The organism is Nitrosopumilus sp. S6, from assembly GCF_054515815.1.
Genome location: NZ_JBTNRI010000014.1, coordinates 14,498 through 40,831, shown reverse-complemented (window position 1 = coordinate 40,831; position 26,334 = coordinate 14,498). Strand labels below are relative to the sequence as shown.

The following is a 26,334-nucleotide window of genomic DNA, read 5'->3' as shown; positions in this document are numbered from 1 at the left end:
TGTAGTTTTTCTTGCTGGTTTCTTTTTAGTTGCTTTCTTTTTAGGAGATTTTTTTCTCTTAGCCAAAATTTCTTTTAATTTTGAGGATGCTTTCTCTAATGCCTTCTTTGCAGATTCTTCGGATTTTGTTTTTCTTTCCAAGTCTTTAACAAATTTTTCTGCTGCTTTCTTACTAGACATCATTGTCTCACGTAGTGAAGGTTTTGATTTGGATTGTTTTTGGATTTTAGTAGAAATTTTTGATTTTATACTATCAAATTTGGCAACATCTTCAGTAATTTTCTTTGCAGTTTTTTGTCTACTTTTAATTTCAGAAGTCAATTCTTCAACATGGTCCCTTAATGAGCGTAATCTGGACTCAGCATACTGCTTTTCTTCAGGACTTTCAGAAAATTCAATTTCTTGTTCAGTTTGCTCAATAGCCTCTTTTTCTCTAGTTAGACGCTCTTCGGCAGCCTGAACTAGTCTTTCAATACTTGCTAATTGAGAATTTTTTTGATTTAAAACACTAGAAACATCTGAAGCATCTTCTTTCTCAGATTCTATTTTTCTATCAATAGAGTTAAGACCAGATGAAGAACGTCTCTGAGATGAAAGAACTTCTTTGAGTTGTTTTTCTGCTTTTTTTCTTAGTTTAGTTGCTTCTTGTTGTTTTTTACGCAGTTGCAAAACTGTTTTTTCTAATGATGCCAATGATTCAAACAAATCAAAAGAGTCGATTAAGTTGTTAATATAATCATGATTTGACTTACCAGTTAAGAAAATTAACTAACAATGATCGCAAATATCATTTTTTTAAAAAATATTAGTCAAGATATCCGACTAATATCATGGATTTTCATCCAAAAGACTTGCCAGTTACAAAAACATATGATCTCAAAGATGAAAAAGATGCATCAAATGCTGTGGAAGACATGGTAAGTATTGGCTTTCAAGGTAAAAAGGAAGGATTTCGAGTTTTGATGCCAAAAGAATCAAAACTTGCAAAAAGGATCGGATATACTGTCACTACAGGTGTAACACACGGGTTAAGACAAAAAAATGAAATTCGAGATGTCAGATATTGGACATATCATCATGATGATGAACATTATGCGATAGTTTTGATTAGTAATTCAGCATTAACTGAGTTAGGTTTTTGATTTGTCAAAAATTTTGTAAAGTTTTGTTCTATTTGCCATAACACCAGCAAGCATGATGCCAATAACAGTTCCACCTATCACATCCATCGGATAATGTTGTAAAACATAGATTCTACTCAAAGAGATCATTACAGGATACAAAAACAACAAATATGCACCTCTAGGGAATCTTTCAGATAAAGCATATCCCAAGATAATTCCAAATATCATAGCTCTTGCAGCATGTCCAGATGGATAAGAGGCATCAAAGCCACCCTCACAAAATAGGGCAAAAGTATCACGACTAATTTCTACGGGAAATTCTACACCTTCATAATCAAAATCAGGTCTATCACGGTCAACCCCACATTTTATGTATCCAGTAAGGAGAGTAGACAATACAATCAATATCATAAGAGTAATTCCTATCCTTCGGGTTTTTGGAATAATTAACAGTACAATTCCAAATACCAGCATGTTAAAGACATCACCACTTTCTGTAACATACTGCATTATGATGTCAAGTGTAGGGTTTCCAACATTTTGAGAGAAAAATGAAATAATATTTTGATCAAAACTTTCAGTAATTCCAGAGTATACTAATCCAGTTAAAATCAAAAATAAAATTGTCAATAATACAAATGAACGGGACCTGATATCAAAAAGCCAGCTTTGCAATCAATCAAACTCCATAGACACATCTTTTAATTTTTGTCAATAGATAAGTTTTGAAGTCAATATTTTGTAAATTGTATTTGATGAAATAATTCTGATCGGCTCAAAGAATTTAACCAAGAGGATAATAGAAAAGGCGTGAAGGTACTCACACTTGATGATTTTGACTTAAAAGGTAAGACTGTTTTTTTGAGAGTCGACATGAATTGTCCAATTGATCCAGAAACAATGGAGATTTCAGGTACCAGAAGAATCGAGGAAGCCATTGAAACATTACAGTCACTAGGAGAAGCCAAAGTTGTTGTTGCATCACATCAAGGCAGAGTAGGAAATAATGATTATACTGGAATGGACAAACATGCAAAAGTTCTTGAAAAATTAATGAATAGAGAAATAAAATATGTTGAAGACGTTATTGGGGAAGCTGCACAAAATGCAATTAAAAATTTAGAAAGTGGAGACATTCTACTTTTAGATAATCTCAGATTGTGTGCTGAAGAAAATTATGAATTTACCCCAGAGAATGCAGCAAAAACAATCATGGTAACCAGATTAGCAAAACTATTCGATCTATGTGTATTGGATTCATTTCCTAGTGCACACAGATCACATCCATCAATTGTTGGATTTCCACAAGTGCTACCTGCATGTGCTGGAAGAATAGTTGAAAGAGAAGTTAGAAATCTTGACGAAATCATGACTGTTGCAAAGGCTCCTCATGTTATAGTTTTAGGAGGATCCAAAGTTCCGGACAGGCTTGAGGCAATCAAATTACTCATTCAGAATGGTAGAGCAGATCATGTCTTACTGACAGGGTTGATAGGAAATGTGTTTATGCGTGCACAAGCCAGAGTCAAATCCCCATTGGGAATAAAAAGAGAAGAAGAAGTAGTTGCAAAAGCCCACACATTGATAGGAGAATATCCAGATGTATTCGCAACACCGGTAGATATTGCAATTAACAAAGATGGTCAAAGAGTAGAGATGGACGTAAGAGAGATGGGTAAAGGAGATAAGATTTTTGATTTAGGTCCAAAAACAGTAGAATATTATTCAAAATTAATTTCAAGTGCAGGAACTGTATTTATCAGTGGGCCTGCAGGGTTTTTTGAGAAAGAGAATTTTAGTTTTGGTACAAAAGCACTCCTAAATGCAGTTGCAGATTCAATGGCAACAACAATTGTTAGTGGAGGTCACTTAACAACTGCATTAAAGCAGCAAGGTTTAGCAGACAAGATTGATCATATTAGTACTGCAGGTGGAGCTTTGGTACTTTATCTTACAGGAGAAAAATTACCAATGATAAAAGCACTTGAAGAAGCTAGAATAAAACAGCAATCTAAATAGTAGATTTACACGAAGAGTTTGGACAAACTCTATCTTCAGATTTTCCAAGAAAGACATCTTGGTTACAAGCATTACAATGTAGTTTTTCAACGGCATCAAATAGTTTGAGATGGATAGTAGTAAAATTCTGAGCAACATTTCTTGCAAGACCAGAATCACAAAGGTCATTGACAAAAGTTTCGAGATCATCAATTATCCATGAAGGATCAATGTCACCATTTGTTTTGAGAATTTCAAATATAGAATCATTTGTAAAGATAGTATCAACTTCATTGAATTTCTCAAAGATTATTTTTCTTATTTGAATTTCAACAGGTGTTGTAGGAGTGAAACTCATACTAGTACAGGTTTGCTGCCTCTTCTTTTAATTTATCTACATCTTCTGAATTTTCAAGATGTTTTCCAATGTACGTGTAAAGCGCAGATTTGAGCACCTTTAGAGAAAGCAAAGCACATTTGATTCTAACTGCTTGTAAGTGTTCTAATCCCAATTCACTTAGGACATCATTTTTTTCAATCTTTCTTACATCATCAAGACTTTTGCCTTTAGTGATTTCAGTCAAAACTGAAGAACATGCCATACAAATTGCACATCCCTTACCATGGAATTTGATATCAGTTACTTTATTGTCATCAATTTTCATATCGATGTCAATGCTGTCACCACATAAGGGATTTGAATCATGGAAAGTTACATCATGGTTTTCTATTTCGCCATAATTAACAGGATTTCTTGAATAATCCACAATCATTTCATGGTAAATGTCAGCATTACTACTCATAACTTAAACACCTTTGCCACCGTATTTAATGAATTGACAAGTACATCAATATCTTCTTTAGTATTGTAAATGTAAAAACTTGCTCTTGAAGTAGCTGCAACATTTAGTCTTTCCATCAATACTTGTGCACAGTGATGACCAGAACGTACTGCAATTCCTTCTTCATCAATAATTTGTGCAACATCATGTGGATGTACATCTGCAAAATTAAATGAGATCACACCTCCACGTTTGGATATATCCTTAGTTCCATAGATATGAAGTCCTTTAACTTCAGATAATTTTTCAATAGCATATTTTGTTAATTCAATTTCATGTTCACGGATATTATCCATTCCAAGTTTAGTTAGGTAATCAATTGCAGCACCTAATCCAACAACATCAGCAATGTTAGGAGTTCCAGCTTCAAATTTGTAAGGCAAATCGTTCCAAGTAGTCTCATATTTGTGAACTTCACGGATCATATCACCGCCACCATGGAAAGGATTCATGGTATTGAGTACAGATTTTCTAACCCATAGAACACCAATTCCAGTTGGACCTAACATTTTATGGCCAGAAAATGCAAAAAAGTCACATCCTAAATCTTCAAGGTCAACTTTCATGTGAGGAACTGCCTGAGCTCCATCAACCAAAGTAGGAACGCCTACAGCCTTACATTTTTCAATAATTTTTTTAGCATCAGTAATAGTACCAAGCACATTAGACATTAGACTAAATGTAACAAGTTTCACTTTACCTGTTGCAAGATATTTATCAAGATCATCTAGAATTAATTCACCGTTGTCATCCATTCCAATGTATTCTAGTTTAGCACGTTTTTCTTGTGTAAGGAGTTGCCATGGAACAATGTTACTATGATGTTCATATTCGGTAGTGACAATAATGTCACCTTCATTAATGTGAGGTCTTCCCCACGCATATGCAACTAGATTAATTGCTTCAGTAGTACCTCTAACAAAGATGATTTCTTGTCGGTCTTTAATGTTAACAAATTTTGCAATTTTATCTCTAGTGGCCTCATAAGCTTCTGTTGCTTCTTCAGCTAGTGCATAAACGGCTCTGTGGATATTTGCATTATGATTTTGGTAATAGTCAGTAATGGCATCAATTACTTGATTTGGTTTTTGTGTAGTAGATGCATTATCTAGATAAACTAGATGTTTGTTATCTCTAACAGTTCTTTCAAGTATTGGGAAATCTTTTCTTAGACTTTCAAAAGATGATTCAGTACTTTGCATATCTTAAAGCTCCACGTAAATTTCGTTGTCGTCTATTTTAACATTGTATACCTTTAAAGGAGTTTCAGCAGGAAGATTTTGAGGTTCACCATTCTCTAAATTGAAAACAGAGAGATGTAATGGACATCTAACACCTTCATCGCTTAGAAAACCAGTTGAAAGGTCAGCATCAGCATGAGTACAGATTAGATCTGTTGCATAAATTTTGCCTTTGAGATTTGCCAATAAAAGTTTCTTATCTTCATGTACAAACCCAAAGAGTTGACCTTCTTTTACTTGCTCTAAATTACAAGCCTTAATCCATTCAGACAAAAAAATCACCTGTATTTGTAGTGTTGTTCTATTTCTGCATCTTCGTTGTAACGTGTCTCTTCAACTTCAACGAACTTTGTTAATTCTTTATCAGTATTGATGGTGAGTTCACGGTTTTCCCATTTGGATTCAATAAGATATGCAATCCATGCTCTAACTTGAAAAGACATTTTTCTTGAAAGTGGTTCTAAGAAACCTTCAACAATGGTTCTTTCAGCTTCTTCATGACTAAGACATCTAGTTTTTAGATAGAAGATTTGTTCTTCATCAATTTGTGCAACAGATGCAGAGTGAGTTGCCTTTACATCATTTGTAAAAATCTCTAATCCAGGAATTGCATCCGATTTTGCGTCTTTATCTAATAAAATAGAACGGCCTGACAAAAATGAGTTTGATTTTACTGCATTTTCTTTAATTCGAATCATTCCCTTGAAAAGAGATTTTGATTTGTCTCTTAGAATGGATTTTTCAACTACTCTTGCTTCTGTAGATGGACTTTCGTGGTTTACACTAGTTTGAATATCAAATGATTGTTCATCATTACCAAAGATTACTTCTGAATCATTTGAGGATGCACCAGTTCCATTTAGAAAGTATTCAATTTTGTATCTAGACAACATGGAACCAAATAACCCAGAGTACCAGTTAACTTTGGCATCTTGAGCCAAATCTGTTCTTCTAGTTGAAAAGACCACAGCATGTTGATCAATCATTTGAAGAGTTGTGACATCTAGTTGTGCATTTGCACCTAGATTTGTATTCATTAATTCAAGATATGCTTGTTGAGTTTGAATATTAGGTGAGTATAATTCCTGTACAATGGTTGCTTTACTACTTTCATCTGCAAATATTACATTTCTAGAAATTGTAGAATGACCATCTTCAGAGAGACAAGTTAAGAAATGAATTGGTTTATCGACAATCAAATTACGTGGAATGTGAATGAATATGCCTGAATTAAAGGCAGCATTGTTTAGTGCTGTAAATTTATCCTCTTCAGATTTTGAGGCCTCTAGTGCTTTTTTTACTAATTCAGAATTATTTTCTATTGCATCAGAGATTGAAGTAATTACTAGTCCTTTTGATTTTAATTCATCAGGAATGTTGATTTTGTGAATGTTTGTTCCAATTTGAATAATGCATAATTCATTTTCTAATTCACCTAATCGTTTTGTTAAGAAGTTGGGAATTGTTTCTGCAGTAGAGGTTGAAAGAGATACTTTTTCTGGATCCATTTTTTTTGCATCAGTGTATTTGTTGTATAGTGGCGATAACTCAATTGGTAAACTGTCGTAGATAGATAATGAATTTTTTCTGTAGTCTTTTAACCAATCAGGTTCGTTTCTTGATGAAGAGATTTTATCAATATGACCGGTATTAAGTTTTGAAAGGATTTCTTGAGACATAATTTCACCAAAATTAAAAAGAGATTATCCGACTGAGTCGTCCATCTCTAGTTTAATGAGTCTGTTTAATTCAACAGCATACTCCATTGGTAATTCTTTTGTAAATGGCTCCATGAAACCATTAACAATTAGAGATAATGCTTCTTCTTCACTAAATCCTCTACTCATTAAATAGAAGATTTGTTCGTCACCAATTTTTCCAACTGTAGCTTCGTGAGTAATTGTTGCATCTTCTTGATTAATTTCCATGTAAGGATAGGTATCAGTTTTGGATGTATCATCTAAAAGCAATGCATCACATCTTACAGTAGATTTTACACCAGTAGCACCTTTTGCTACATTTAGCATTCCTCTGTAAGTGGAACGTCCATCTAATCGACTTACTGACTTTGATGTGACTTTGGAAGTTGTATTTGGTGCAAGGTGAACCATTTTTGCGCCTGTATCTTGGTGTTGTCCTTTACCAGCAAAGGCAATAGAGAGAGTTTCACCATATGCACGTTCTCCCATTAGATAAACGCCAGGATATTTCATTGTTAGTTTACTTCCAATATTTCCATCAATCCATTCTACTGTTGCACCTTCATATGCATAAGCACGTTTGGTTACAAGATTGTAAACATCAGCACTCCAATTTTGGATTGTAGTGTATCTTAATTTTGCATCTTTGTGTGCAACTAATTCTACAACTGCAGAGTGAAGAGATTCTGAAGAATAGACAGGGGCAGTACATCCTTCAATGTAATGTACTTCTGCACCTTCATCAACAATAATCAATGTTCTTTCAAATTGACCAATGTTTTCTGCATTAATTCTAAAGTATGCTTGTAGAGGCATGTCAACTTTGACACCAGGTGGAACATAGATGAATGAACCACCACTCCAAACTGCACTGTTTAGTGCTGCAAATTTGTTATCCTCTGGAGGAATAATTTTACCAAAATATTTTTTGAAAATCTCCGGGTGTTCTTTTAAGGCAGCATCAGTGTCTAAAAACAAAACACCTTGTTTTGCCAAGTCTTCTCTTAAACTATGATACACAACTTCAGATTCGTATTGTGCGCCAACACCTGCCAAGAATTTCTTTTCAGCTTCTGGAATTCCAAGTTTATCAAATGTATTTTTGACATTTTCTGGAACATCATCCCAGTTCTTTTCAACTTTGTCAGATGCTTTTGCATAATAGTAAATATTTTGGAAATCAATTACTGAAAGATCTCCACCCCAAGTTGGCATTGGTTTTTTCATAAAAATTTCAAAAGAACGTAATCTAAAATCAAGCATCCATTGTGGTTCATCTTTCATTTTACTTATGCCAATTACAGTTTCCTTAGTCAGGCCTTTCTTGCTAAGGTGGACGTATAGTTCTGTAGAGTCTTTAAAATCATATTTTGAATAATCCATGTCAAGGTTTTCAGTTGCCATGAGCAAAATAACCCCGTTATATTATAAATACATGAGGAAAAATAGGCAGAGCTAAATAGGTAGAGCTAAAGCCATCAGATCGAGGCTATTTTTTTGATTTCTTTTTAGATTCTTTCTTTTCTTTTTTGCCTATTTTCTTGTCTTTCTTTTTCTTTTCTTCGATTTCTAGCTCGATTTCAATTTCAGTTTCTATTGCTTTTTCGCAATGAGGACATGTGATATGGATCTTCTTTTTAATTTCATATTCCATAATTTGAGAATAATTTCAAAGTATTAGAATTTGATCATTAATTATGCAACAGTAAGAGTATTTTTCATAGATTCAAATGCACCAGCAACAGTATGAACTTCAGCCACAGTGTTTTTGACTTTGAATTTTTTTAATTCATCTGAGGTAAATGGGCCAATAGAAACTACAGAAAGTTTAGCAAGGTTATCTAACAAAGAATTTTCATCATAATCTTTAGTCATTATTTCAAAGAATCCTCGAACTGAAGAAGCACTTGTAAAAACTACACCATCAATTTTGTTTTTAGAGAATAGTTCTCTAAACTCATTCCATTGAGACGTGTCTCTAAATGCACAAACATCATACAAATGAATTTCAAAGACATCAATTCCAATTTTGTTTAGTAATTCTTTGAGAAAGGGAGTAGATGCACCACTTCTAGGAACTATAACTTTTTTCCCAACTGCATTAAGTTGTGTAAATAATTCCCCAACACCTACAGAGGAGAAGGTTTTGTCAGGTTCATGATTAACTTTGATTCCTTGTGCTTCAAGAGCAATTGTAGTTTTTGGACCAACTGAAATAACACCAGTATTTGCAACTGCTAATTGAAGTGTTTCAAGTTTTCCAGATTCTTTTGCTGTGTCAAATAACAATTTTACAGCTTTTGAACTCATAAAAACAGAGTAGTCAGGATTGTAAGTTTTTACAGAGTCTAAAAATTCATCAACTATTTTTTCACCTTTACTAACAAGCTCAATAGTAGGCAAAGGTATTGGTGTTGCGTTGTTTTGTTGAGCAAGTGAAATAAATTCAGCAGCATCATGACGTGAGCGAGTAATTGCTATAGTTTTTCCATCAAGCATTATTTCCACCCAATTGTTTCTGATAAAGTGACAACATTTCCAATTATGATGTTACTGGGAGGAGTTATTTTATTTTCTTTGACCTTTTTTGCAATATTTGTAACAGTGCCTTTGATCATTTTTTGTTTGGGAGTAGTACCATTTTGAATTACTGCAACAGGTGTTTTTTTATCCATTCCACCTGCAATGAGTTGTTTACAAATAATATCAATTCGAGATAGACCCATCATTATTACTATGGTATCTACAGATTTTGCAAGTCGTTTCCACTTTACAATCTCTTGTTTCTTTTCAGGGTCTTCATGACCAGTTACAAAAACTACAGATGAGGCATATTTTCTATGTGTAAGAGGTATTCCAGCATAAGTAGCTGAACCAATTCCAGAAGTAATACCAGGAACAATTTCATATTTTACCTTGTTTTCTTTAAGGAATTCTGCTTCTTCTCCACCGCGTCCAAAAATAATAGGATCTCCACCCTTTAGTCGGACAACATTCTTTTTTGATTTTGCATACTTTACCATCAAATCATTTGTAGTATTTTGATGCGTGGTATCATCGCCTACTGCACGACCAACATAGACTTTTTCAGTCTTTTTTGAAATCATGGAAATAATTTTTTTGCTAACTAATCTATCATACAAAACAACATCTGCTTTTTGTAACAATTCAACTGCACGAAGTGTAATCAGTTTACTATCTCCAGGTCCTGCTCCAACAAGATACACCTTTCCTGTCATGTCTTATTCCATTCCTCCACTTTTTCTCTCCAATTTAATGCAAGATCATTTACTCCTTTCTCACGAAGTTCTTTTCCCACACTTTGACCCAAAGCTTGTGGATTATTTTTATCTCCAGTTTTAATTACATGAAGAGATTGTTTTCCATCAACAGAGAATGCAGTTACAGTCAAAGTCATTTCTAAGCCATTAGATTTAGCATATGCACCCACAGGGAATCTACATCCAGAATCAACAAAATCAGATAATGCGCGTTCTGCCTCTATTTCTAAACGAGAGTCAAAGTCTTCGATTTTTTTGAGCATCTCAATTGTTTTTGAATCATCAGCTCGGGCTACAATAGCGATTGCACCCTGACCTGGAGAGGGAGAAAAATCATCAGTTGATAACTCTGTATAGTTTACATCAACACCCAATCTAGTAATCCCAGCCTTTGCAAGAACAATTGCATCATAATTTTCTCCAGATGCTTTTTTGATTCGAGTTTCAATGTTTCCGCGAATTGGTTTTACTGTAACATCAGGCCTTTTCCTAGATACCTGTACTGCTCTTCGAAGTGAGCTTGTTCCAATTACTGAACCAGACTTTATAGAGTCAAGAGAAGAACCATCTGAAGAGATGAACACATCATTTACTGTTTCTCGCTTTGGAATACAAGCCAGTATTAGATTTTCATCTAATTCAGAAGGAACATCTTTTAGACTGTGAACTGCAAAGTCGACTTCTTTTTGTGCAACTGCTCTATCAATCTCTTTTTCAAAAATTCCTTTTTGGTCTATTGTAAATAGAGGTCTACTATCCGTATCACCTTTTGTTGTAATTGTTTTAATTTCATATTCTGTATCAGGATTTACTTTTTTTAATTCCTCAATTACCAAGTTTGTTTGAGCAACTGATAATTGACTTCCTCTTGCACCTACAACATACTTCAATTTTTCACCGATTTTAGAGCCAAATGATATGCATCAAGTGTTTTGTTTAGATCATTTTCTGTATGTGCATCAGATAAGAAAACAACTTCAAACTGAGAAGGTGCAATGAATATTCCTTTTTTAAGTAGAGTTTTGAACATTTTTTGAAATTTCTTTGCGTTTGCTTTCTTTGATGTTTCATAGTTTGTAACAGGTTTGTTGGTAAAGAAAATCTGAAACATTGAGGCGGTAAAATTGATTTGGTGAGGAATTCCCATGTCAGTTGCCATATCATCTAAAGCAGTTGAAAATAAAAGATTGAATCTCTCAAGTTTAGAATATAGTTTGTTTTTGAGTTTGTTTATGGTCTTAATTGAGGCTATTGCAGCACTCACAGAAACAGGATTTCCAGCAAAGGTACTTGCCTGATAGACTTTACCACCAGGAGATAGTAAATCCATTATCTCTTTTTTACCACCAACTGCAGAAATTGTAAATCCATTGCTTAGAGCCTTAGCCATAGTAGTAATGTCAGGTTTTATTCCAAAGTGTTCTTGTGCACCACCAGGTGCAACCCTAAACCCAGTAACTACTTCATCAAAAATTAATGGAATGTTGTTTTCTTTTGTAATCTTTCTCAAGTCAGATAGGAAATTTTTCTCAGGTAGAATCAATCCCATATTGGCAAGAATTGGTTCAACGATTACTCCTGCAACATCTTTATTTTTTTGAATTGTTTTTTGCAAATCTTCAATGTTATTGTATTGAACTACTAATGTGTTCTTTGATACTTCATCTAATCCACCATCAGAAACAGAAATTCCATTATGTGCTGAACCAGATCCTGCTTTTACTAAAACAGAATCATGTGCTCCATGATAACATCCTTCAAACTTGATTATCTTTTTCTTTTTTGTAAATCCACGTGCAAGTCTAATTGCAGTCATTGTGGATTCACCACCAGTATTCATTAATCGAACTTTGTCAATTGATGGGAAATTTCCAATGATTAGTTTAGCAAGTTCAGTTTCTGCTTCGGTAGGAGTACAGTAAAGAGTGCCTTTGGTTAGTTGTTTTGAAACAGAATTAATAATCTCCTTTCTTCTGTGTCCTAACAGTAATGCTCCATAACCATTGCAAAAATCAATTAGTTTTCTATTATCAGCATCCCAAATGTATGCACCATCTGCCTTTTTTGTGAAAAAGGGATATGGTTCAAAGTATCTAACAGGACTATTGACACCTGAAGGAGTCACTTTTTTAGCGTTTGAGAATAGTTTAGAGTTTGTCAATATTTGACAGGGTTTTTGGTCATTATTATTCGTAATTTGAGGCTCTTTGGGCTCGAAATTTACCACGAAATAGAAAAGCCATGATAATAGTTCCAACAAACGGAGCAGTCCAGTATAGCCACAAGTCACTTAGAGTTCCAGATAGCAATGCAGGAGCAAGAGCTCTTGCAGGATTCATGGAAGCACCTGAAATAAATGCTAAAAACAAAATATCCAATCCAACAATTCCTCCAATTGCAACACCGCTGAATCCTCTCAATCCTTTTGTATATACCACATAGAAGATTACTCCCATAAGCATTGCAGATGCTAACACTTCAACTGGAAAAATCAAAAATAATGAAAAATCATAGTTTGGAGCATTTGCTCCAAGATTTGCATTCTCACCTATAACTTTGAGAACAAACAATGAACCTAATAAGGCACCAATAATTTCTGCTGCAAAATAATATAGAATCTGAATTTTTGTAATATGTCCTGTGATGTAATACCCAATAGTTACTGCAGGATTAAAATGTGCAAGAGATATTTTTCCAAAGGAATAGACACCAATTAGTAATGCAACAAATGGTGCAACTGCTGCAAAAGGAATTCCTAATTGTCCATCAAAAAATTCGGCATCATAAACAATGGAACCCGTTGCAAATACAACAAGAATGAACGTTCCAATTAATTCTACAGTAAAAATTTGTAAATTAGAATAAGTCATGGTTTATTTCTCAAGGGATTTAATTAATTCTAAAACTTTTTTTAAAATTTGATCACGAATTTCTCTAACATCATCAATTGATTTTTCTTTAGGATCTGAAATATTCCAATCAAGTACATCTTTTACAAATAATGCAGGACAAGATTCTTTATCCATACACCCCATGTTGATTGTTTTTGATGAAGTATCAATCATTTCATCAGATAGTGTTTTTGGAGATTGTTGCATCATATCAATTCCAACTTCTTTCATTACTTGAACAACTGTAGGATTTAGTTGAGAAGAGGGAGTAGTACCTGCACTAATTACATTATACCTTGCAGGAGCATATTTTCGAAAAAACGCCTCAGCCATCTGGCTTCTGCCTGCATTTTCTACGCACACAAACAGCACATTTTCCATACCATCACATAAATAGCAGTTTATATAAATCTAAATTGATATGAATGGTGTCAGTCTTTTAAAGTGTATTTGTGATGAAACACGATTTGAGATTCTAGATTTATTGCAGAAAAACAAAGAACTGTGTGTAAATGATTTTGTTGAAAAATTAGAAAAAGACCAACCGCTAGTTTCACATCATCTCAAGACACTCAAAAAATGCGGAATTGTAAAATCAAGAGATGAAGGAAAAAAAGCAATGTATGCAATTTCAAACAATCAGTTATCAGAACTAATATCAAATGTCACAAATGCAAGCAAAAAGATACCAGTCTTGTGTTCAGATGACTCTTGTTGTTAGAATTTTTCAGGTCGCAGTACACCAACATCACTAACATAAAGAACAATAGCAAAATTTGCAAATAAAGTTCTAGATATTTCTTCTACAACATCTTGTAATTTTTCTTCTCGCATGATTACTTCAACTTTGACATTCTTTTCATTTTTTAATCCCTGACCACGTAAACCACGTGCACCATTTCCATCAACTTCATAAGTAGTGTATCCAGTGATTTCATGTTTTTTGAGAATATCAATAATATTTTCTTGTGCCAAAATTTCACAAGTAATTGTCAATAATTTGACATTGTATAGTTTCATTAGAATCCCTCCATAATGAAATTGAATAAGTCTATCGCCCCTTCACCAGAATGAACAAGTGTAGATATTGTAAATAAGATTGGTAATGTGACAATGATGTTAAATGGAAATGTGATTCCTAGAGCAGATGTAATATACAGACTTGGTTTTGCCTGAGGAATGGCGTGACGCAAAACTGCCGGAGCCGCAATAAATGAGGCACTAGCCATAAGTAATCCAAACATAACTGCTCCTCCCACGCTTAATCCTAATGCAGTTGAGACCAAAACTCCAATTATTCCGTTGAATAGAGGAATGATTATAGCAAATGCAGTAAGGAAAACACCTACCTTTTTGATATCATCTAATCTTTGGCCAGCAATTATACCCATTTCAATCATGAAAATTACTATTGCTCCAGTGAACATATCATCAAATACAATCTTAATTGGTTCAAACCCATCCTTGCCAATAATGTAGCCTATCACTATACTTCCAAGAAGAATTACTATTGCCTTTCCAGTAATGGATTCATGTAGGACTTTGGAAAGTTTTGTCTTTGTCTGGTTTAATCCAAGATCGATTTCTGAAGTATCAGCATCTGAAAAAGACTGTTTCTTTGCCTTGATCTGTTTTGCAACTGCCATGTTGGTCATAAATATTGCCAAAATGAATGCAAGAGGTTCTAGTACGGCAAGAATTGCTGCAATGTATCCTTCAGATGATACTCCTTGATTTTTTAAAAATGACAGACCTACTGAAAAATGTACAGCCCCTACTGCACCATAAGTTGATGCAAGTGCATAAGAATCAAAGAGATTGAACTTTCCTAATCGCCTAAGAATTTGATAGTGATTTAACGTAAACAACAATGACAATCCAATTGCAACAAACATTGGAACCAACATGTTTTCAAATCCAGTGTTACGCATCTCAATTCCACCATGAAGACCAATTGCAGCTAAAAGATAGATGGGCAAGAATTCAGAAATTGCTTCAGGAATTTTCAAGTCAGATTTTATTCGAGCTGCAATAATTCCAAACAAGAAGAAGAGAATTATTGGAGTAAGAAGATTAGCTTGGATTAGTTCTAGTATTTCCATGGAGATATTTCAGCCAAATTATGCTTGCATAAAAACCAAGAGAATATGACTATACGAATAGATGAATCAAGTAAGTAAAGCCGATTCCAAATGCTGCAGCACCAGGAATAGTGATTATCCATGAAAAGACAATCTGTCTACTGACTTTCCAACGTACTGCACGTTTTCTTCTGGCAGCTGCTGATCCCATAATAGTTCCAGTAATTGCATGGGTTGTACTTGCAGGAATTCCAAAAACTGCAAATATCGCAAGCATTAAGCCACCACCCGTTTCAGCACAAAATCCTTGATAGGGTCTTAATCTTGCAACTTTAACGCCAAGTGTTTTGATTACTTTGTATCCACCAAAGAAGGTTCCCAATCCCATAGCTGCTGCAGCAGCAAAAATTACCCAAATAGGCATTTCAAATTCATCCATAAATCCTGTAGAGACTAAAATTAAAACAATTATTCCCATGGTCTTTTGTCCATCATTTGCACCATGGGTCAAAGCAAACCAACCTGAGGAGATTATTTGTAATCTACCAAAAGTTTTGTTTACAATAGCAGGCCGTCTACTTGCAAAAACAGTAATTATTAAGCCAGTTAACAATAAACCAAAAATTATTCCACCTATTGGCGCAATAACAATTCCTGCAAAAACTTTGGTCAAACCACCATAAACTAGTTTTTCAAAACCTAACCCTGCAATTCCTGCACCCATTATTCCACCAATAAGGGAATGACTGTTTGAAATTGGCAATCCAAAGTAAGTACAAATAGTACTCCACGTAATTGCACCTGCAAGTCCTCCAATTATCATGTAGATTGTAATGTCATCCATGCTGACAATTCCTTTTGCAATAGTAGATGCTACTGCAACACCAAAAATGAAGGGACCTACAAAATTTGCTACAGCAGACATGGTAACTGCATGTAAAGGTTTGAGAACACGAGTTCCAATCACAGTTGCAACAGAGTTAGCAGAATCATTGAAGCCATTAACAAAATCAAAGATTAAGGCTACAATTATTGCGCCAATTGCTATCTCTAACATCTCAACACCTAGGTATATTTCAGAACGATATCTTCAACCACATCAGCTACATCCACACATCTGTCTGATGCAGTTTCTATGGATTCATAGATATCTTTAAGTTTGATAATATGGATTGCATCGTTACTTTCGAATAATTCTCGGATTGCATCTCGATACATATCATCTACTTTGTGCTCAATAACACTGGTATTTCTACAGTGATCAATCATATCTTGTGGATTTTTAATGCGTTTTAGTTTTGATACCATATACTGAACCTCTTTTGTAGCTTTGGAGAGTTCTTCAACCATTACTTGAGTAAATGGTGGAGGAGACTGAATTTTGTAGCTGTATAGTCTAGCAGCAATTCCATCGATAAAATCAATAACATCATCTATTTTTGATGCTATTCTTTGCATATCTTCCCGATCTAAAGGAGTGATGAAAGTTTTGTTTAATTCTGCAAAAATCTCACGAGTATAAACGTCGCCTTCACTTTCTAGTTGACGAACTTTTTCCATTTTTTCCAAATTTCCTAAATCATTTAGATATTCAGTCAGTGCTTCAGAAGTTTCTACGGCCTTTGATGCCAAGTCATTTAGAATTGTTAGAATTTCATTTTCATTGGATTTTACCCAAGATAACCATTGTCCCATGATTTTGCAAATGTAAAATTAGAGTTAAGGCTAGTGAACATACAAACTATTGTTCTATATAGAAACATGATTAATGACAGATCATAAAATGATCGCAGATATGGAAATTTTTTTAATAGAAAAATAAAAGAAAAAAGAGTTTGTTTTACTCTACGTAGAATCCACGATCCCACTGGTCAGTGTTTCTAAGATCGTTTGAACTTAGATTATTTCCTTTTTGTACTTCAAACATTGCATCATAGATTGGATTATTTGGAGTGTATCCTTGGCATTCAAAGTCAAAAATGTTTTCTAGTGCAAACTTGTTTTTGACATAGCTCTCCTCAGTATTTGGATCGGTTTCAACTTTATAATCAGTTACACGACAATTGGAATAATTGAATCCACGAATTACCTCACCGTTAGAAACAATTTCAACATCAATATCTGCAAGGTCTTTTAATGCAGTTCCCTTTACAGTTTGATATTTGATATTCTTGTCTACGTAATTATACAGCATTGGATAATCACCAATAATTCCTCTCAATTCTAATGTAGGGGCAACAGTTTTTCGTGTAAACTTGTCAGCTGCTACAGTTTTTTGGCCATTTTCATTGTTAACATTTTCAGTTGAAGTCAACACTTTACTTTTTTTGAACATTGAAAATTCAATTATTTCAACACCACTTGGTAAAGTAAATGTTGTAATTACATCTAATCCTTGATCAGTGTTTTGCATAGATTCCATATAGACATTTGAAAGTTGAGTCATTTTCCAGACAGGGGCATCACCTTTTAGTTTATCATAGTGCATATTGATTGGAGTTAGTCCAGAACATGTGAAACTCATAGTGTGGACTACTGCAAATCCACTCTTTCCAGTAAAGCCTTCTTCTTTGTCAGAAACAGTATTAATTTGAGCATCACTAACAATACAGTCTCTGAAATTAAATCCTCTCAATGTTTCTTGACCATTAGAAAATTCTACAGTAGCATCAAAATCTTCATTTGATGCATAAGAAGTTCCAGAAATATTTCTTGCATTATTAATTGCATTGAAAAGTAATGGATAGTATTCCAGGACACCTTCTACTTTAAATTCTGCAACAACATTTTCAGATGAATCTTCATATGCTGAAATCAAGTTAAACACAGGAAATTCCATTTTTTCTGTTCCATGATCAAACATAAAAGTTACAAAAGTGCTGGTGTCTTTTGCAAATGTAAATCCAGATTCACCAAAATCAGTTAGTGACTTAGTTGGCTTTACAAATTCAGTATTTGAATTAACACCACTACATACAAAGTCTATTTTATCAACAACTGCAAATCCAACTTCTTTGAAATAGCTCTCATAGTCATTTGAATCTAAAGTTTCTACCTGGTAGTTATCTACCCTACAGTTCCGATAATCAAGAGATACTATAGACTCACCGTCTTTCATAAAATTAGCATTAACATCAAAGTATTTCATTTGAAAATCATATGCTGCATTTGAGAATCTGTATTTGTATGCCTCATCCATCGCCTCATGTAATAATGGAGATTTAGTAACAGTTCCTTCTACAGAAAAAGACACTCCAGAATCGGATACAAAGTTTTCACCCATATCAAAGACAGGAAAAGTATGTACTTCAACACCATCTCTAAAGTTAAAAGTTAGTACGGGTACAATATCACCTACCATTTTGTATTCTCTAGTTTCTTCTGCAAAGACATTAGAAGTTTCAAAGGATGCAAATGCAATTGTTGCAATAATGCTAAACACTGCAATGTTTTGTACGTTTTTAAAAGTCATTAATTTGAAAAAGTAAAATTTGCATTATAAGTTACATCATCATTCTCTATTTGTATAACAATGCATGAGATAGTCAACGTATTTCTATATAGGAAAAAGATTCAAAGATATTCTAAATCAATAGAATAAAGATTAAGAAAAGTTATTCATTACAGTTTAGAATGATATTTTCTAGGGAATCATAACAATTGTCATTCTCAGAACCGCCATCAAGTACATCAGAGCCTGTTCCACCATAAATTACATCAAATCCTGAATCACCTTTAAGAATATCATGACCGTCATTTCCATGAATAGTATCATATCCACTGTTTCCATACACAATATCATCACCATCTCCACCAAAGATGCAGTCATTTCCTTCCAATCCTTGAATAATGTCATTTCCTTTCAATCCAAAGATTAGATCATCAGCAGTAGTTCCTTGAAGAACATCATTTTCATCAGTTCCAACTATCATGTTATAATCAGAATACACATTACCACAGGCATATACTGTGATAATTTGATAGTCTTCAGCAGTATTTCCAGCATTATCAAATGCAATCCAAGTTACCTTACTTACACCCAAAGAGAACGACTCAGGAGCATTGTTCAAAATTGTTTTAATTCCACTGTGTAAATCTTGGGCAACTGCATCACCTATTGGCACAGGAGTAAATAGATCAGTTGCATCTAATTTTATATCACTAGGAGCCATGATTATAGGATTAATATCATCAAATTCATGGCCTTCCGTTATTTCAGGAGTAATAATTTCAATTGTTTGAACAATTTTTGTTTCATCATAAAAGGGGGTTTCAAATGATTTTATTTTATGGGCAGCAGAGTCTACTACTAACAATTCACCTTGATAACCCAATGTAACATCAGTTGGATCAACAAAAGAATTACCAAATGGTCCTAGTTGTTCAAAGATATCTAAACGTAGATTGTCATCCAATTCAAGATGCAAAACTCGATTATCTGCAGAGTTTATGACAAATACCTTTCCATCAGGAGCAACAATAATTCCTTCAGGTGCAAAGACATGGTTGTTACTACGTAGTGGATAAGATTCAATCAAAATTCCATCAGAAGTGAATTTTTCAATTTTACGATTTCCTTTGTCGGTAACATAGACATTCCCATCCTCATCGACGGCAATACCAGATAAAATAAGAAATTGATCATGATTCATGCCACCCGAACCAAAAGACAATACAAATTCACCATCAGTAGTAAATTTTTGAATTCGGTAATTATCAGCATCTACAACATAAATGAAATTAGAGTGAACTGCAATGTCTTTTGGAGATTTGAATTCACCTTCATTGTTACCATATTTTCCCCATTCATCTACAAATATTCCATCAAGAGTAAATTTTTGAATTTTATGCAAGTTTTGATCTGCAACATAAACGAAATTAGAATCAACTGCAACACCAGAAGGATGATGGAATTGGCCGGCTAATTTTCCACTTTCTCCAAAAGTAAGAATAAATTCGCCAGAACTGGAGAATTTCTGAATGCGTTTATTTCCTAAATCACTAATGTATGAATTCCCATCAGCATCAACTGCGATAAACTGTGGATAGGAAAGATGTCCAGGAGTTGAAATTCCAAATTCTCCCCATTCATCAAGAAAATCATAATCTCCTAATGCGAATGAGGGAGTCAAAGTACCAGACAGTAAAATTACTGAAAGAACTGCTACAATTACAGGGATTGTATTCAACAGACAATGATTTCTAAATTTCTCAAAGATCAACAGAGTTAACAATTGTTTGATTTTTTGTCAACTTTATCTCAAAATGGCTTGTTTACTTCACGCGTAAACACATAGCTTGCAAGACATACCATCACCAACACAAAGACAGTGATGATTCCAAGGCTGAGAAAAACAGATACTCCACCTTCAGACACACCTGTCATCATTTCTCGTACAAGCAAGACAGTGTAGGTTACAGGGTTTAGTTTTGCAATAGTTGAAAGCCAATTTGGAAGTAGTTCTAGTGGGAATAATGCAGGACTAAGCATGAATAGAGGCATGCCAAGAAAATTGATAATTCCCCAAAAAGTTTCTTGAGACTTTGCAGTGGCTGCAACCATTACAGAGATTCCAGAGAATCCTAAAGAAAACAAAATTACAATTGCCATAATTGGTGCAATCATTAGTGGGTTTGGAAATGTTACACCAATTGCCAAAGCAATTCCCAAAATCAAACTGGCTTGCAGAGCTGCAATTAACGATATTGCAGACATTTTTCCTAATGCAATTGCAGAACGAGAAATTGGAGATGTTAATGCTTTATTCATAAAACCATAACGTCTATCCCACAAAGTGTTTACACCACCAAAGATACTAGTAAAAATTGCAGTAAGGATAATGACGCCAGGTGCCATAAATTCAATATATTCACCTTCAAACCCAACTGATTGAATTAATGGTTGAGTTCCTGAAAAGGTATTACCAATAACTATAATCCAAATTGCAGGTTGTATCAGTCTAATTAAAACACCACTTCGAGATTTTTTGTATCTCTTGAGTTCTCTCCAAAAAATCGTATAGGTATCATACATCAAAGTATTCATGCGCGTAACCTCTTCATTTTTGCGTGTTCTCGTTTTCGATTAAATGTTCCATCATCATCTCGAATTTCATGTCCAGTGTATGAAATGAAGACATCATCAAGAGTTGGTTGAGTCAAAGAGATAGAAGTGATTTTGATTCCAATGTTTGATGAAATTTGAAAAATTTTTGGTATTACTTCGGTTCCATTTGATACAAAGAGAGTAAGTTTAGAACCATCTTTATTGATTTTATTTACAGACTCTATTTTTTGGAGTTCAGCTAAAAAGGAATCTCTAGAATGATTTTCTTCAATTACAATTGAAATAACCTCATTTCCCATAGCATTTTTCATGTTTTCAGGAGAATCTATTACCTGAATTTTTCCCCCATCAATAATTCCAATTCGATCACATAGTTGGTCAGCCTCTTCCATGTAGTGAGTTGAAAGAAATATCGTCATCTCAAATTCATCATGAATCTTTTTGATATACTCCCAAATTTTCCTCCTAGTTTGAATATCTAGTCCAACTGTAGGCTCATCAAGGAATAGAACTTTTGGTCGATGGAGTAACCCACCTGCAATATCTAATCTCTTTCTCATTCCACCGGAATAAGTTACAACAGATTCATTTTGCTTGTCAGATAGTTCAATTAAATCTAAAATCTCATCAATTCTTGAATTAATTTCATTTTTTGGAATGTGATTGAGTTTTGCTTGTAACAAAAGATTTTCGCGTCCTGTAAGATATTCATCAACAGTAGTTTCTTGTTGCACATATCCAATGTTTTGACGAACTTTTTTTGGAACAGACATTACATTGTATCCAGAAATCAAAGCTTGCCCAGATGTTGGTTTTAACAAAGTTGTCAGAATCATCATGGTCGTACTTTTTCCTGCACCATTAGGTCCAAGAAATCCAAAGATCTCACCATTCTCAACAGTAAAAGAAATGTCATTTACTGCAGTTATGTCACCAAATGATTTTGTTAATGATTTTGTTTCAATTGAATACAACACATAGATCGCATTTTTCAATTATAAATTGCTAAGGATCCTACTCTAATCCACAAAAAAATTTAAGGAGTGGTTTTAGAGTTTTGTCATGAAAGGATTATGTCAGAAATGTCACTCATCAAATGTTGAGGTTACAGTAAAGGAAGGAATTCCTGTTTGTGAAAACTGTGCTAAAAAAACAGAATAAGTGTATTTTTGAAAAAAGAAATTAAAAAAGAATCATTCAAGATTCTTGAATTCTTCTTTGGTCATTCTTAAAATGACTTTTTCTCCAATTCCCCAAATTTCTGATTTGGATAGAATTTTTGAATGCATCAATCCGTCTGATACTTCGATTGATTCTAATTCATTGGTATCAGGATGTCTGTGCAGTCTTTTTACTTTACCAACTTTATTTTGGTCAATATCAGTTACAGGAATTCCTGTTCGTACAGGAGGTCTGCTAAGGAGTAGGGTCTCTTCAGAGAATTTATCAATATAATCTTCTGAGAGAAAATAATCCTTGTTAAATCCTTGATGGATTGTAACACCAGATACGGTAAGGGTATCTTGATTGATGTGAATATGTTTGACTTTACCGTATGCTATTCCTTCTCTGTCTATGACTTTTTTTCCAGTAAAGGTATCTGCAGTAGCCAAGTTTGATGGCATTCCTTCTAGTTTTACTGACATGACTTGAAATGTTGAGATTTGCTTATCACACCAAATATCAGAAATTTCTATCAATGGGGTTAAATTACTTGACAGAAGAAAATTACGCATGAAGATTTCAGAGGATTTGTTTAGACCAATTCTAATAACTAAAGGAAGAAAGACAGGAAAAGAACACAGAGTTATGCTCAGAGCAGTAAACCATAATGGGAAGATCTATTTTTCAAGACACAGACCTGATGGAGACTGGTTTCAAAATGCATTAGCAAATCCTACTGTAAAAATTCAGTACAAAGATTCAGTTTTTGTAGGTCAGGCAAAAGAGGTAACTGATGAGGAATTGAACAAAAAAATTTCCGAGTTAAAATATCCAGGCGAAGAAAGAGCAAAAGAAAAAAGAGTTACAATAGAAGTTACATTAGACTAGTTTGATTTTCGAAGTTTCCAAATATAGTAAGCAGTCAATCCACCCAGAATTATCGTAATTATTACAAATGGAATGGACAAATCAATTCCAGAAACACCATAATCAACTACCTTTTCTGTAATTTCCATACCTGCAGACAGATCTTGAGGTTCAGATTCAGCCATAGGTGCAGATGCAACAACAGATTCATCAAATGATTCAATACGTTTTGATGATTCTTCAATTGCAGAAAATTGTCTTGTATGCTCTATTGGAATAGTTTTTTCTTGAAATTGAGATAAAGAAAATATTCCAGAAATTCCAGTAGCAATAGCAAATCCTGCAACTTTATAGATATGTCTGAAAGAGCGAACCAAAAGTTTACTTTCTTTGGTTTTTTCAGAAAATTTTGGTGGGACAATTACAATACTGAATTTTGTTGCAGAGTAAACTTTCATATCTTGAGATTTTGAATTTTTTTCAATTTTTGAAATCTTTACAACTCCCAAATCTTGTAATTTGTTTAGATGATACTTTACTAGTTGTAGTGAAATGTCAGTCTTTTGTGCAATCTGATTTGCAGTCATCTCTTCATTGAATAGTAATTGTAAGATTTCACGGCTTGAATCATTCGTAAGTATCTCTCCAAATGACTTTATTTTCTCATCATCTGTGGCCAGAATTTTGATTTTTTCAGTTAGTTCATCATCTGGATTTTCAGCAGACATTAGAATAGAGTATGTAAATCAGGAATATGTAAGTTGTTTGGTAAAATTCCAATTTCACTAATCCTTTTATCTCAAACTACCAAGGAATAGTAATCACTAAAACTGATGAAACAAAAAAGATGATAAAATTGAGTTCAAAAATAATAATTCCAATTGCAGTAGCCATTTCGGTAATCGTTACAGCAGGAATCATGTATGCAATAGGTTTTGAGCAAGAATCACAAATTGTGCAAGTACCTCAACCTGAAATTGTTTATGTAGACAAGTCAGTTTCAGAATTTTTCAAGGGAACAAATGACATTAGAAAAATATCATCACAAGAAGATCTAGTGTCAATTCTTGAAGCATCATCACTTTTTGGTGGAGGATTCTATGACACACGTTCCATCAGAAGTATGGCAGTAGAAGAAGCTGTAATGTTTGACAGGGCAGAATCTGCAGTGTCTGCTCCACAAGCAAAAATCATGGGAGATGATGGAGGAGTGGATTATTCAACAACAAATGTTCAAGTAGAAAATGTTGATGAACCAGATTATCTCAAAAATGATGGCAAGTATGTATACATTGTTTCAAGAAACACACTTTCGATTATTGACGCATATCCAGCTGAGAATGCAAAAGTAATTCTCAAAATTGCACTAGACATTGAATCACAATACATTCAGAACATGTTCCTCAATAATGACAGATTAGTGATATTTTACAATGGACAAAGTGACGAGGAAGTAATTCCACAATTTGACTTTATTCCAAGACCATCTTATAATCCAGTCACCCACGCACTAATTGTAGATATATCAGACAAAGAAAACCCAACCATTCTCAAGGATTATTCCATCGATGGACATTTCAGAGATGCAAGAATGATTGGAGACTATGCATACTTTGTAACAAATAGTCACATCAATCACCAGAATCCTCGACTTCCAATAATAATGGAGGATTCAGTAAGAATCATGACTCCAAATGCATTCTATTTTGATAATGTTGAGGAATTTTCAAACTTTAACACACTAACTGCAATTGATATCTTTGGAGATACCATAAACTCTGAGACATTCTTGATGGGATACACAGGTTCATTCTATGTATCAGAAAAAAATTTCTATTTGACTTATCAACAAAACATGCCATTTGGATATTATGAAAATTCATCACGAGACAGATTCTATGATGTTATTGTACCATTATTACCAAACAATATCCAAAAGGAAATAAAAAATATCCAAAATGATTCAACACTGAATTCCTCTGAACAATGGACAAAGATTTCAGAACTAATGCAAGACTCTTACAATTCTATGGATAAAAAAGAGAAAGAAAAATTATTTGAAAAAATAAGAGAGGCATTAAATGAATATGATGTTAAAATTCAAGAAGAAAATAGAAAGACAATCATTCACAAAATTGCAATTGACGAAGATAAGATAGAATATGTTGCAAAGGGAGCAGTCCCAGGCAGATTATTGAACCAATTTTCCATGGATGAATCAGGAGATAGATTCAGAGTTGCAACAACAATAGAGTATTACATTCAACATGAAGGAACAATCCGTTCAAATGCAGTGTATGTCTTAGATGAAAAACTCAACATAGTTGGGGAACTAGAAGATATTGCACCTGATGAAAGCATATTTTCATCACGATTTATGGGCGACAGGCTCTATTTGGTAACATTTGAGCAAATTGACCCATTCTTTGTTATTGACTTGTCAACTGACACACCAAAAATCTTAGGGGAATTAAAGATTCCAGGATTCTCAAATTACTTGCATCCATTTGATGAAGATCATGTGATTGGAGTAGGAAGGGATACCAAAGTAGACAGTAATGATAGAGTTCAGCAATTAGGAGTCAAAATTGCATTATTCAATGTAGCAGATGTGAATAACCCCAAAGTATTAGATGACTTTGTTATTGGAGATAGATCAAGTCATTCTGAAGCACTATACAATCACAAGGCATTCTTCTTTGATAAAACAAGAAATGTATTATCAATTCCAATAAGCGGAGATTCAAAAGGTTTGGAGCATATCACTTCAAAGATGTTTGCTCCAGAGTATAATCGTTGGAGTGGATTTTATGTCTTTGATGTAAATGACTCAAATGGATTTTCCATCAAAGGAACAATCACACATTCAGACAGCGATTCCAGATACTATGGAATGGGAGATGCAAGAACATTCTACATTGAAGATGTGTTGTACACTGCATCTCAAGGATATTTGAGGATGAATTCATTTGAAAATCTAGAAGAAATCAATTCAATTAAGTTGGAAAACACTGGAAAATTTATTGATTATTTAGAAGAACCAATAATGGAATTAGAACCTGTTAGATAGAATTTTAG

At 33.9% G+C, this 26,334-nt stretch carries 30 protein-coding genes; 5 read left to right on the top strand and 25 right to left on the bottom strand.

Annotated features, from left to right (window positions below; all coding sequences use genetic code 11):
• Positions 1-693, bottom strand: a 693-nt coding sequence (locus tag ACX12B_RS08680; RefSeq protein ID WP_459353615.1) for an ATPase V, incomplete at its 3' end; no start/stop codon positions are given.
• 137 nt (positions 694-830) lie between these two features.
• On the opposite strand from ACX12B_RS08680, the gene ACX12B_RS08675 reads away from it, so the two are divergent.
• Entirely contained in the window at positions 831-1,142 is a 312-nt protein-coding gene (locus ACX12B_RS08675; protein ID WP_459353614.1) for a hypothetical protein, read from the top strand.
• Here ACX12B_RS08675 and ACX12B_RS08670 read toward each other — a convergent pair.
• Complete coding sequence (locus ACX12B_RS08670; protein WP_459353613.1) at positions 1,131-1,799, bottom strand: phosphatase PAP2 family protein; 669 nt, start codon at positions 1,797-1,799, stop codon at positions 1,131-1,133. The two genes, ACX12B_RS08675 and ACX12B_RS08670, sit on opposite strands and share 12 nt — an antisense overlap.
• Before the next feature lie 135 nt (positions 1,800-1,934).
• On the opposite strand from ACX12B_RS08670, the gene ACX12B_RS08665 reads away from it, so the two are divergent.
• A complete protein-coding gene (locus ACX12B_RS08665; RefSeq protein WP_459353612.1) occupies positions 1,935-3,143 on the top strand; it encodes a phosphoglycerate kinase in 1,209 nt (402 codons plus the stop codon).
• Here the strand turns inward: ACX12B_RS08665 and ACX12B_RS08660 are convergent.
• From ACX12B_RS08660 to ACX12B_RS08600, 13 genes are all read right to left on the bottom strand, one after another.
• On the bottom strand, positions 3,136-3,480 hold the full coding sequence (locus tag ACX12B_RS08660; protein ID WP_459353611.1) for a hypothetical protein: 345 nt from the start codon (positions 3,478-3,480) through the stop codon (positions 3,136-3,138). The genes ACX12B_RS08665 and ACX12B_RS08660 overlap by 8 nt on opposite strands.
• A 1-nt stretch (position 3,481) precedes the next feature.
• The gene (locus ACX12B_RS08655) at positions 3,482-3,925 is read right to left on the bottom strand and encodes an iron-sulfur cluster assembly scaffold protein (protein WP_459353610.1); all 444 of its coding nucleotides are present in this window, start codon (positions 3,923-3,925) and stop codon (positions 3,482-3,484) included.
• Entirely contained in the window at positions 3,922-5,166 is a 1,245-nt protein-coding gene (locus tag ACX12B_RS08650) for a cysteine desulfurase (RefSeq protein ID WP_459353609.1), read from the bottom strand. The genes ACX12B_RS08655 and ACX12B_RS08650 overlap by 4 nt, the downstream gene beginning before the upstream one ends.
• A gap of 3 nt (positions 5,167-5,169) precedes the next feature.
• Positions 5,170-5,478, bottom strand: a complete 309-nt coding sequence (locus tag ACX12B_RS08645; RefSeq protein WP_459353608.1) for a Rieske (2Fe-2S) protein — start codon at positions 5,476-5,478, stop codon at positions 5,170-5,172.
• A gap of 5 nt (positions 5,479-5,483) precedes the next feature.
• Complete coding sequence (gene sufD, locus ACX12B_RS08640; RefSeq protein WP_459353607.1) at positions 5,484-6,884, bottom strand: Fe-S cluster assembly protein SufD; 1,401 nt, start codon at positions 6,882-6,884, stop codon at positions 5,484-5,486.
• 24 nt (positions 6,885-6,908) lie between these two features.
• On the bottom strand, positions 6,909-8,309 hold the full coding sequence (gene sufB, locus ACX12B_RS08635) for a Fe-S cluster assembly protein SufB (protein ID WP_459353606.1): 1,401 nt from the start codon (positions 8,307-8,309) through the stop codon (positions 6,909-6,911).
• Between the two features lie 85 nt (positions 8,310-8,394).
• Entirely contained in the window at positions 8,395-8,559 is a 165-nt protein-coding gene (locus ACX12B_RS08630; protein ID WP_459353605.1) for a hypothetical protein, read from the bottom strand.
• A gap of 41 nt (positions 8,560-8,600) precedes the next feature.
• Complete coding sequence (locus ACX12B_RS08625; RefSeq protein ID WP_459353604.1) at positions 8,601-9,404, bottom strand: uroporphyrinogen-III synthase; 804 nt, start codon at positions 9,402-9,404, stop codon at positions 8,601-8,603.
• The gene (gene cobA, locus ACX12B_RS08620) at positions 9,404-10,144 is read right to left on the bottom strand and encodes a uroporphyrinogen-III C-methyltransferase (RefSeq protein WP_459353603.1); all 741 of its coding nucleotides are present in this window, start codon (positions 10,142-10,144) and stop codon (positions 9,404-9,406) included. Before cobA ends, ACX12B_RS08625 begins: the two co-directional genes overlap by 1 nt.
• Positions 10,141-11,076, bottom strand: a complete 936-nt coding sequence (gene hemC / locus ACX12B_RS08615) for a hydroxymethylbilane synthase (RefSeq protein ID WP_459353602.1) — start codon at positions 11,074-11,076, stop codon at positions 10,141-10,143. Before hemC ends, cobA begins: the two co-directional genes overlap by 4 nt.
• Complete coding sequence (hemL, locus tag ACX12B_RS08610; RefSeq protein ID WP_459353617.1) at positions 11,073-12,350, bottom strand: glutamate-1-semialdehyde 2,1-aminomutase; 1,278 nt, start codon at positions 12,348-12,350, stop codon at positions 11,073-11,075. Before hemL ends, hemC begins: the two co-directional genes overlap by 4 nt.
• Before the next feature lie 22 nt (positions 12,351-12,372).
• Entirely contained in the window at positions 12,373-13,056 is a 684-nt protein-coding gene (locus ACX12B_RS08605) for an MIP/aquaporin family protein (RefSeq protein WP_459353601.1), read from the bottom strand.
• Positions 13,057-13,059: 3 nt separating this feature from the next.
• A complete protein-coding gene (locus tag ACX12B_RS08600) occupies positions 13,060-13,458 on the bottom strand; it encodes an arsenate reductase ArsC (protein ID WP_459353600.1) in 399 nt (132 codons plus the stop codon).
• Between the two features lie 40 nt (positions 13,459-13,498).
• Here ACX12B_RS08600 and ACX12B_RS08595 point away from each other — a divergent pair, with 40 nt between their 5' ends.
• Positions 13,499-13,798 carry an ArsR/SmtB family transcription factor gene (locus tag ACX12B_RS08595; protein ID WP_459353599.1) on the top strand — a complete coding sequence of 100 codons (300 nt, stop codon included), beginning with the start codon at positions 13,499-13,501 and terminating at the stop codon, positions 13,796-13,798.
• On the opposite strand, the gene ACX12B_RS08590 is transcribed toward ACX12B_RS08595, so the two are convergent.
• From ACX12B_RS08590 to ACX12B_RS08550, 9 genes are all read right to left on the bottom strand, one after another.
• Positions 13,795-14,097, bottom strand: a complete 303-nt coding sequence (locus ACX12B_RS08590; RefSeq protein WP_459353598.1) for a DUF3240 family protein — start codon at positions 14,095-14,097, stop codon at positions 13,795-13,797. The two genes, ACX12B_RS08595 and ACX12B_RS08590, sit on opposite strands and share 4 nt — an antisense overlap.
• Positions 14,097-15,179, bottom strand: a complete 1,083-nt coding sequence (locus tag ACX12B_RS08585; protein ID WP_459353597.1) for a sodium-dependent bicarbonate transport family permease — start codon at positions 15,177-15,179, stop codon at positions 14,097-14,099. The genes ACX12B_RS08590 and ACX12B_RS08585 overlap by 1 nt, the downstream gene beginning before the upstream one ends.
• 49 nt (positions 15,180-15,228) lie before the next feature.
• On the bottom strand, positions 15,229-16,215 hold the full coding sequence (locus tag ACX12B_RS08580; protein WP_459353596.1) for an inorganic phosphate transporter: 987 nt from the start codon (positions 16,213-16,215) through the stop codon (positions 15,229-15,231).
• 8 nt (positions 16,216-16,223) lie between these two features.
• Positions 16,224-16,853 carry a DUF47 domain-containing protein gene (locus ACX12B_RS08575; RefSeq protein ID WP_459353595.1) on the bottom strand — a complete coding sequence of 210 codons (630 nt, stop codon included), beginning with the start codon at positions 16,851-16,853 and terminating at the stop codon, positions 16,224-16,226.
• A 145-nt stretch (positions 16,854-16,998) separates the two neighbouring features.
• The gene (locus ACX12B_RS08570) at positions 16,999-18,630 is read right to left on the bottom strand and encodes a hypothetical protein (protein ID WP_459353594.1); all 1,632 of its coding nucleotides are present in this window, start codon (positions 18,628-18,630) and stop codon (positions 16,999-17,001) included.
• A 142-nt stretch (positions 18,631-18,772) separates the two neighbouring features.
• A complete protein-coding gene (locus ACX12B_RS08565; protein ID WP_459353593.1) occupies positions 18,773-20,347 on the bottom strand; it encodes a 6-bladed beta-propeller in 1,575 nt (524 codons plus the stop codon).
• Positions 20,348-20,418: 71 nt separating this feature from the next.
• The gene (locus ACX12B_RS08560) at positions 20,419-21,204 is read right to left on the bottom strand and encodes an ABC transporter permease (protein WP_459353592.1); all 786 of its coding nucleotides are present in this window, start codon (positions 21,202-21,204) and stop codon (positions 20,419-20,421) included.
• Positions 21,201-22,199 (bottom strand): ATP-binding cassette domain-containing protein, encoded by a 999-nt coding sequence (locus ACX12B_RS08555; RefSeq protein WP_459353616.1) that lies wholly within the window; start codon positions 22,197-22,199, stop codon positions 21,201-21,203. Before ACX12B_RS08555 ends, ACX12B_RS08560 begins: the two co-directional genes overlap by 4 nt.
• A gap of 219 nt (positions 22,200-22,418) precedes the next feature.
• Entirely contained in the window at positions 22,419-22,925 is a 507-nt protein-coding gene (locus tag ACX12B_RS08550) for a hypothetical protein (RefSeq protein WP_459353591.1), read from the bottom strand.
• A gap of 34 nt (positions 22,926-22,959) precedes the next feature.
• Between ACX12B_RS08550 and ACX12B_RS08545 the strand changes: the two genes are divergently transcribed.
• Entirely contained in the window at positions 22,960-23,277 is a 318-nt protein-coding gene (locus tag ACX12B_RS08545; protein WP_459353590.1) for a nitroreductase/quinone reductase family protein, read from the top strand.
• Here ACX12B_RS08545 and ACX12B_RS08540 read toward each other — a convergent pair.
• Positions 23,274-23,984 carry an ArsR/SmtB family transcription factor gene (locus tag ACX12B_RS08540; RefSeq protein ID WP_459353589.1) on the bottom strand — a complete coding sequence of 237 codons (711 nt, stop codon included), beginning with the start codon at positions 23,982-23,984 and terminating at the stop codon, positions 23,274-23,276. The genes ACX12B_RS08545 and ACX12B_RS08540 overlap by 4 nt on opposite strands.
• A gap of 119 nt (positions 23,985-24,103) precedes the next feature.
• Between ACX12B_RS08540 and ACX12B_RS08535 the strand changes: the two genes are divergently transcribed.
• Positions 24,104-26,326, top strand: coding sequence for a beta-propeller domain-containing protein (locus ACX12B_RS08535; protein ID WP_459353588.1), 2,223 nt, complete (start codon positions 24,104-24,106; stop codon positions 26,324-26,326).
• Positions 26,327-26,334 lie beyond the last annotated feature (8 nt).

What these genes read in the sequence shown, in the direction of transcription:
- ACX12B_RS08675 (WP_459353614.1), top strand. Translation starts at nt 831, where the DNA reads ATGGATTTTCATCCAAAAGACTTGCCAGTTACAAAAACATATGATCTC.
- ACX12B_RS08660 (WP_459353611.1), bottom strand. Translation starts at nt 3,480, where the DNA reads ATGAGTTTCACTCCTACAACACCTGTTGAAATTCAAATAAGAAAAATA.
- ACX12B_RS08655 (WP_459353610.1), bottom strand. Translation starts at nt 3,925, where the DNA reads ATGAGTAGTAATGCTGACATTTACCATGAAATGATTGTGGATTATTCA.
- ACX12B_RS08650 (WP_459353609.1), bottom strand. Translation starts at nt 5,166, where the DNA reads ATGCAAAGTACTGAATCATCTTTTGAAAGTCTAAGAAAAGATTTCCCA.
- sufD (WP_459353607.1), bottom strand. Translation starts at nt 6,884, where the DNA reads ATGTCTCAAGAAATCCTTTCAAAACTTAATACCGGTCATATTGATAAA.
- sufB (WP_459353606.1), bottom strand. Translation starts at nt 8,309, where the DNA reads ATGGCAACTGAAAACCTTGACATGGATTATTCAAAATATGATTTTAAA.
- ACX12B_RS08630 (WP_459353605.1), bottom strand. Translation starts at nt 8,559, where the DNA reads ATGGAATATGAAATTAAAAAGAAGATCCATATCACATGTCCTCATTGC.
- ACX12B_RS08625 (WP_459353604.1), bottom strand. Translation starts at nt 9,404, where the DNA reads ATGCTTGATGGAAAAACTATAGCAATTACTCGCTCACGTCATGATGCT.
- cobA (WP_459353603.1), bottom strand. Translation starts at nt 10,144, where the DNA reads ATGACAGGAAAGGTGTATCTTGTTGGAGCAGGACCTGGAGATAGTAAA.
- ACX12B_RS08605 (WP_459353601.1), bottom strand. Translation starts at nt 13,056, where the DNA reads ATGACTTATTCTAATTTACAAATTTTTACTGTAGAATTAATTGGAACG.
- ACX12B_RS08600 (WP_459353600.1), bottom strand. Translation starts at nt 13,458, where the DNA reads ATGGAAAATGTGCTGTTTGTGTGCGTAGAAAATGCAGGCAGAAGCCAG.
- ACX12B_RS08595 (WP_459353599.1), top strand. Translation starts at nt 13,499, where the DNA reads ATGAATGGTGTCAGTCTTTTAAAGTGTATTTGTGATGAAACACGATTT.
- ACX12B_RS08590 (WP_459353598.1), bottom strand. Translation starts at nt 14,097, where the DNA reads ATGAAACTATACAATGTCAAATTATTGACAATTACTTGTGAAATTTTG.
- ACX12B_RS08585 (WP_459353597.1), bottom strand. Translation starts at nt 15,179, where the DNA reads ATGGAAATACTAGAACTAATCCAAGCTAATCTTCTTACTCCAATAATT.
- ACX12B_RS08580 (WP_459353596.1), bottom strand. Translation starts at nt 16,215, where the DNA reads ATGTTAGAGATAGCAATTGGCGCAATAATTGTAGCCTTAATCTTTGAT.
- ACX12B_RS08575 (WP_459353595.1), bottom strand. Translation starts at nt 16,853, where the DNA reads ATGGGACAATGGTTATCTTGGGTAAAATCCAATGAAAATGAAATTCTA.
- ACX12B_RS08570 (WP_459353594.1), bottom strand. Translation starts at nt 18,630, where the DNA reads ATGACTTTTAAAAACGTACAAAACATTGCAGTGTTTAGCATTATTGCA.
- ACX12B_RS08560 (WP_459353592.1), bottom strand. Translation starts at nt 21,204, where the DNA reads ATGAATACTTTGATGTATGATACCTATACGATTTTTTGGAGAGAACTC.
- ACX12B_RS08545 (WP_459353590.1), top strand. Translation starts at nt 22,960, where the DNA reads ATGAAGATTTCAGAGGATTTGTTTAGACCAATTCTAATAACTAAAGGA.
- ACX12B_RS08540 (WP_459353589.1), bottom strand. Translation starts at nt 23,984, where the DNA reads ATGTCTGCTGAAAATCCAGATGATGAACTAACTGAAAAAATCAAAATT.
- ACX12B_RS08535 (WP_459353588.1), top strand. Translation starts at nt 24,104, where the DNA reads ATGATAAAATTGAGTTCAAAAATAATAATTCCAATTGCAGTAGCCATT.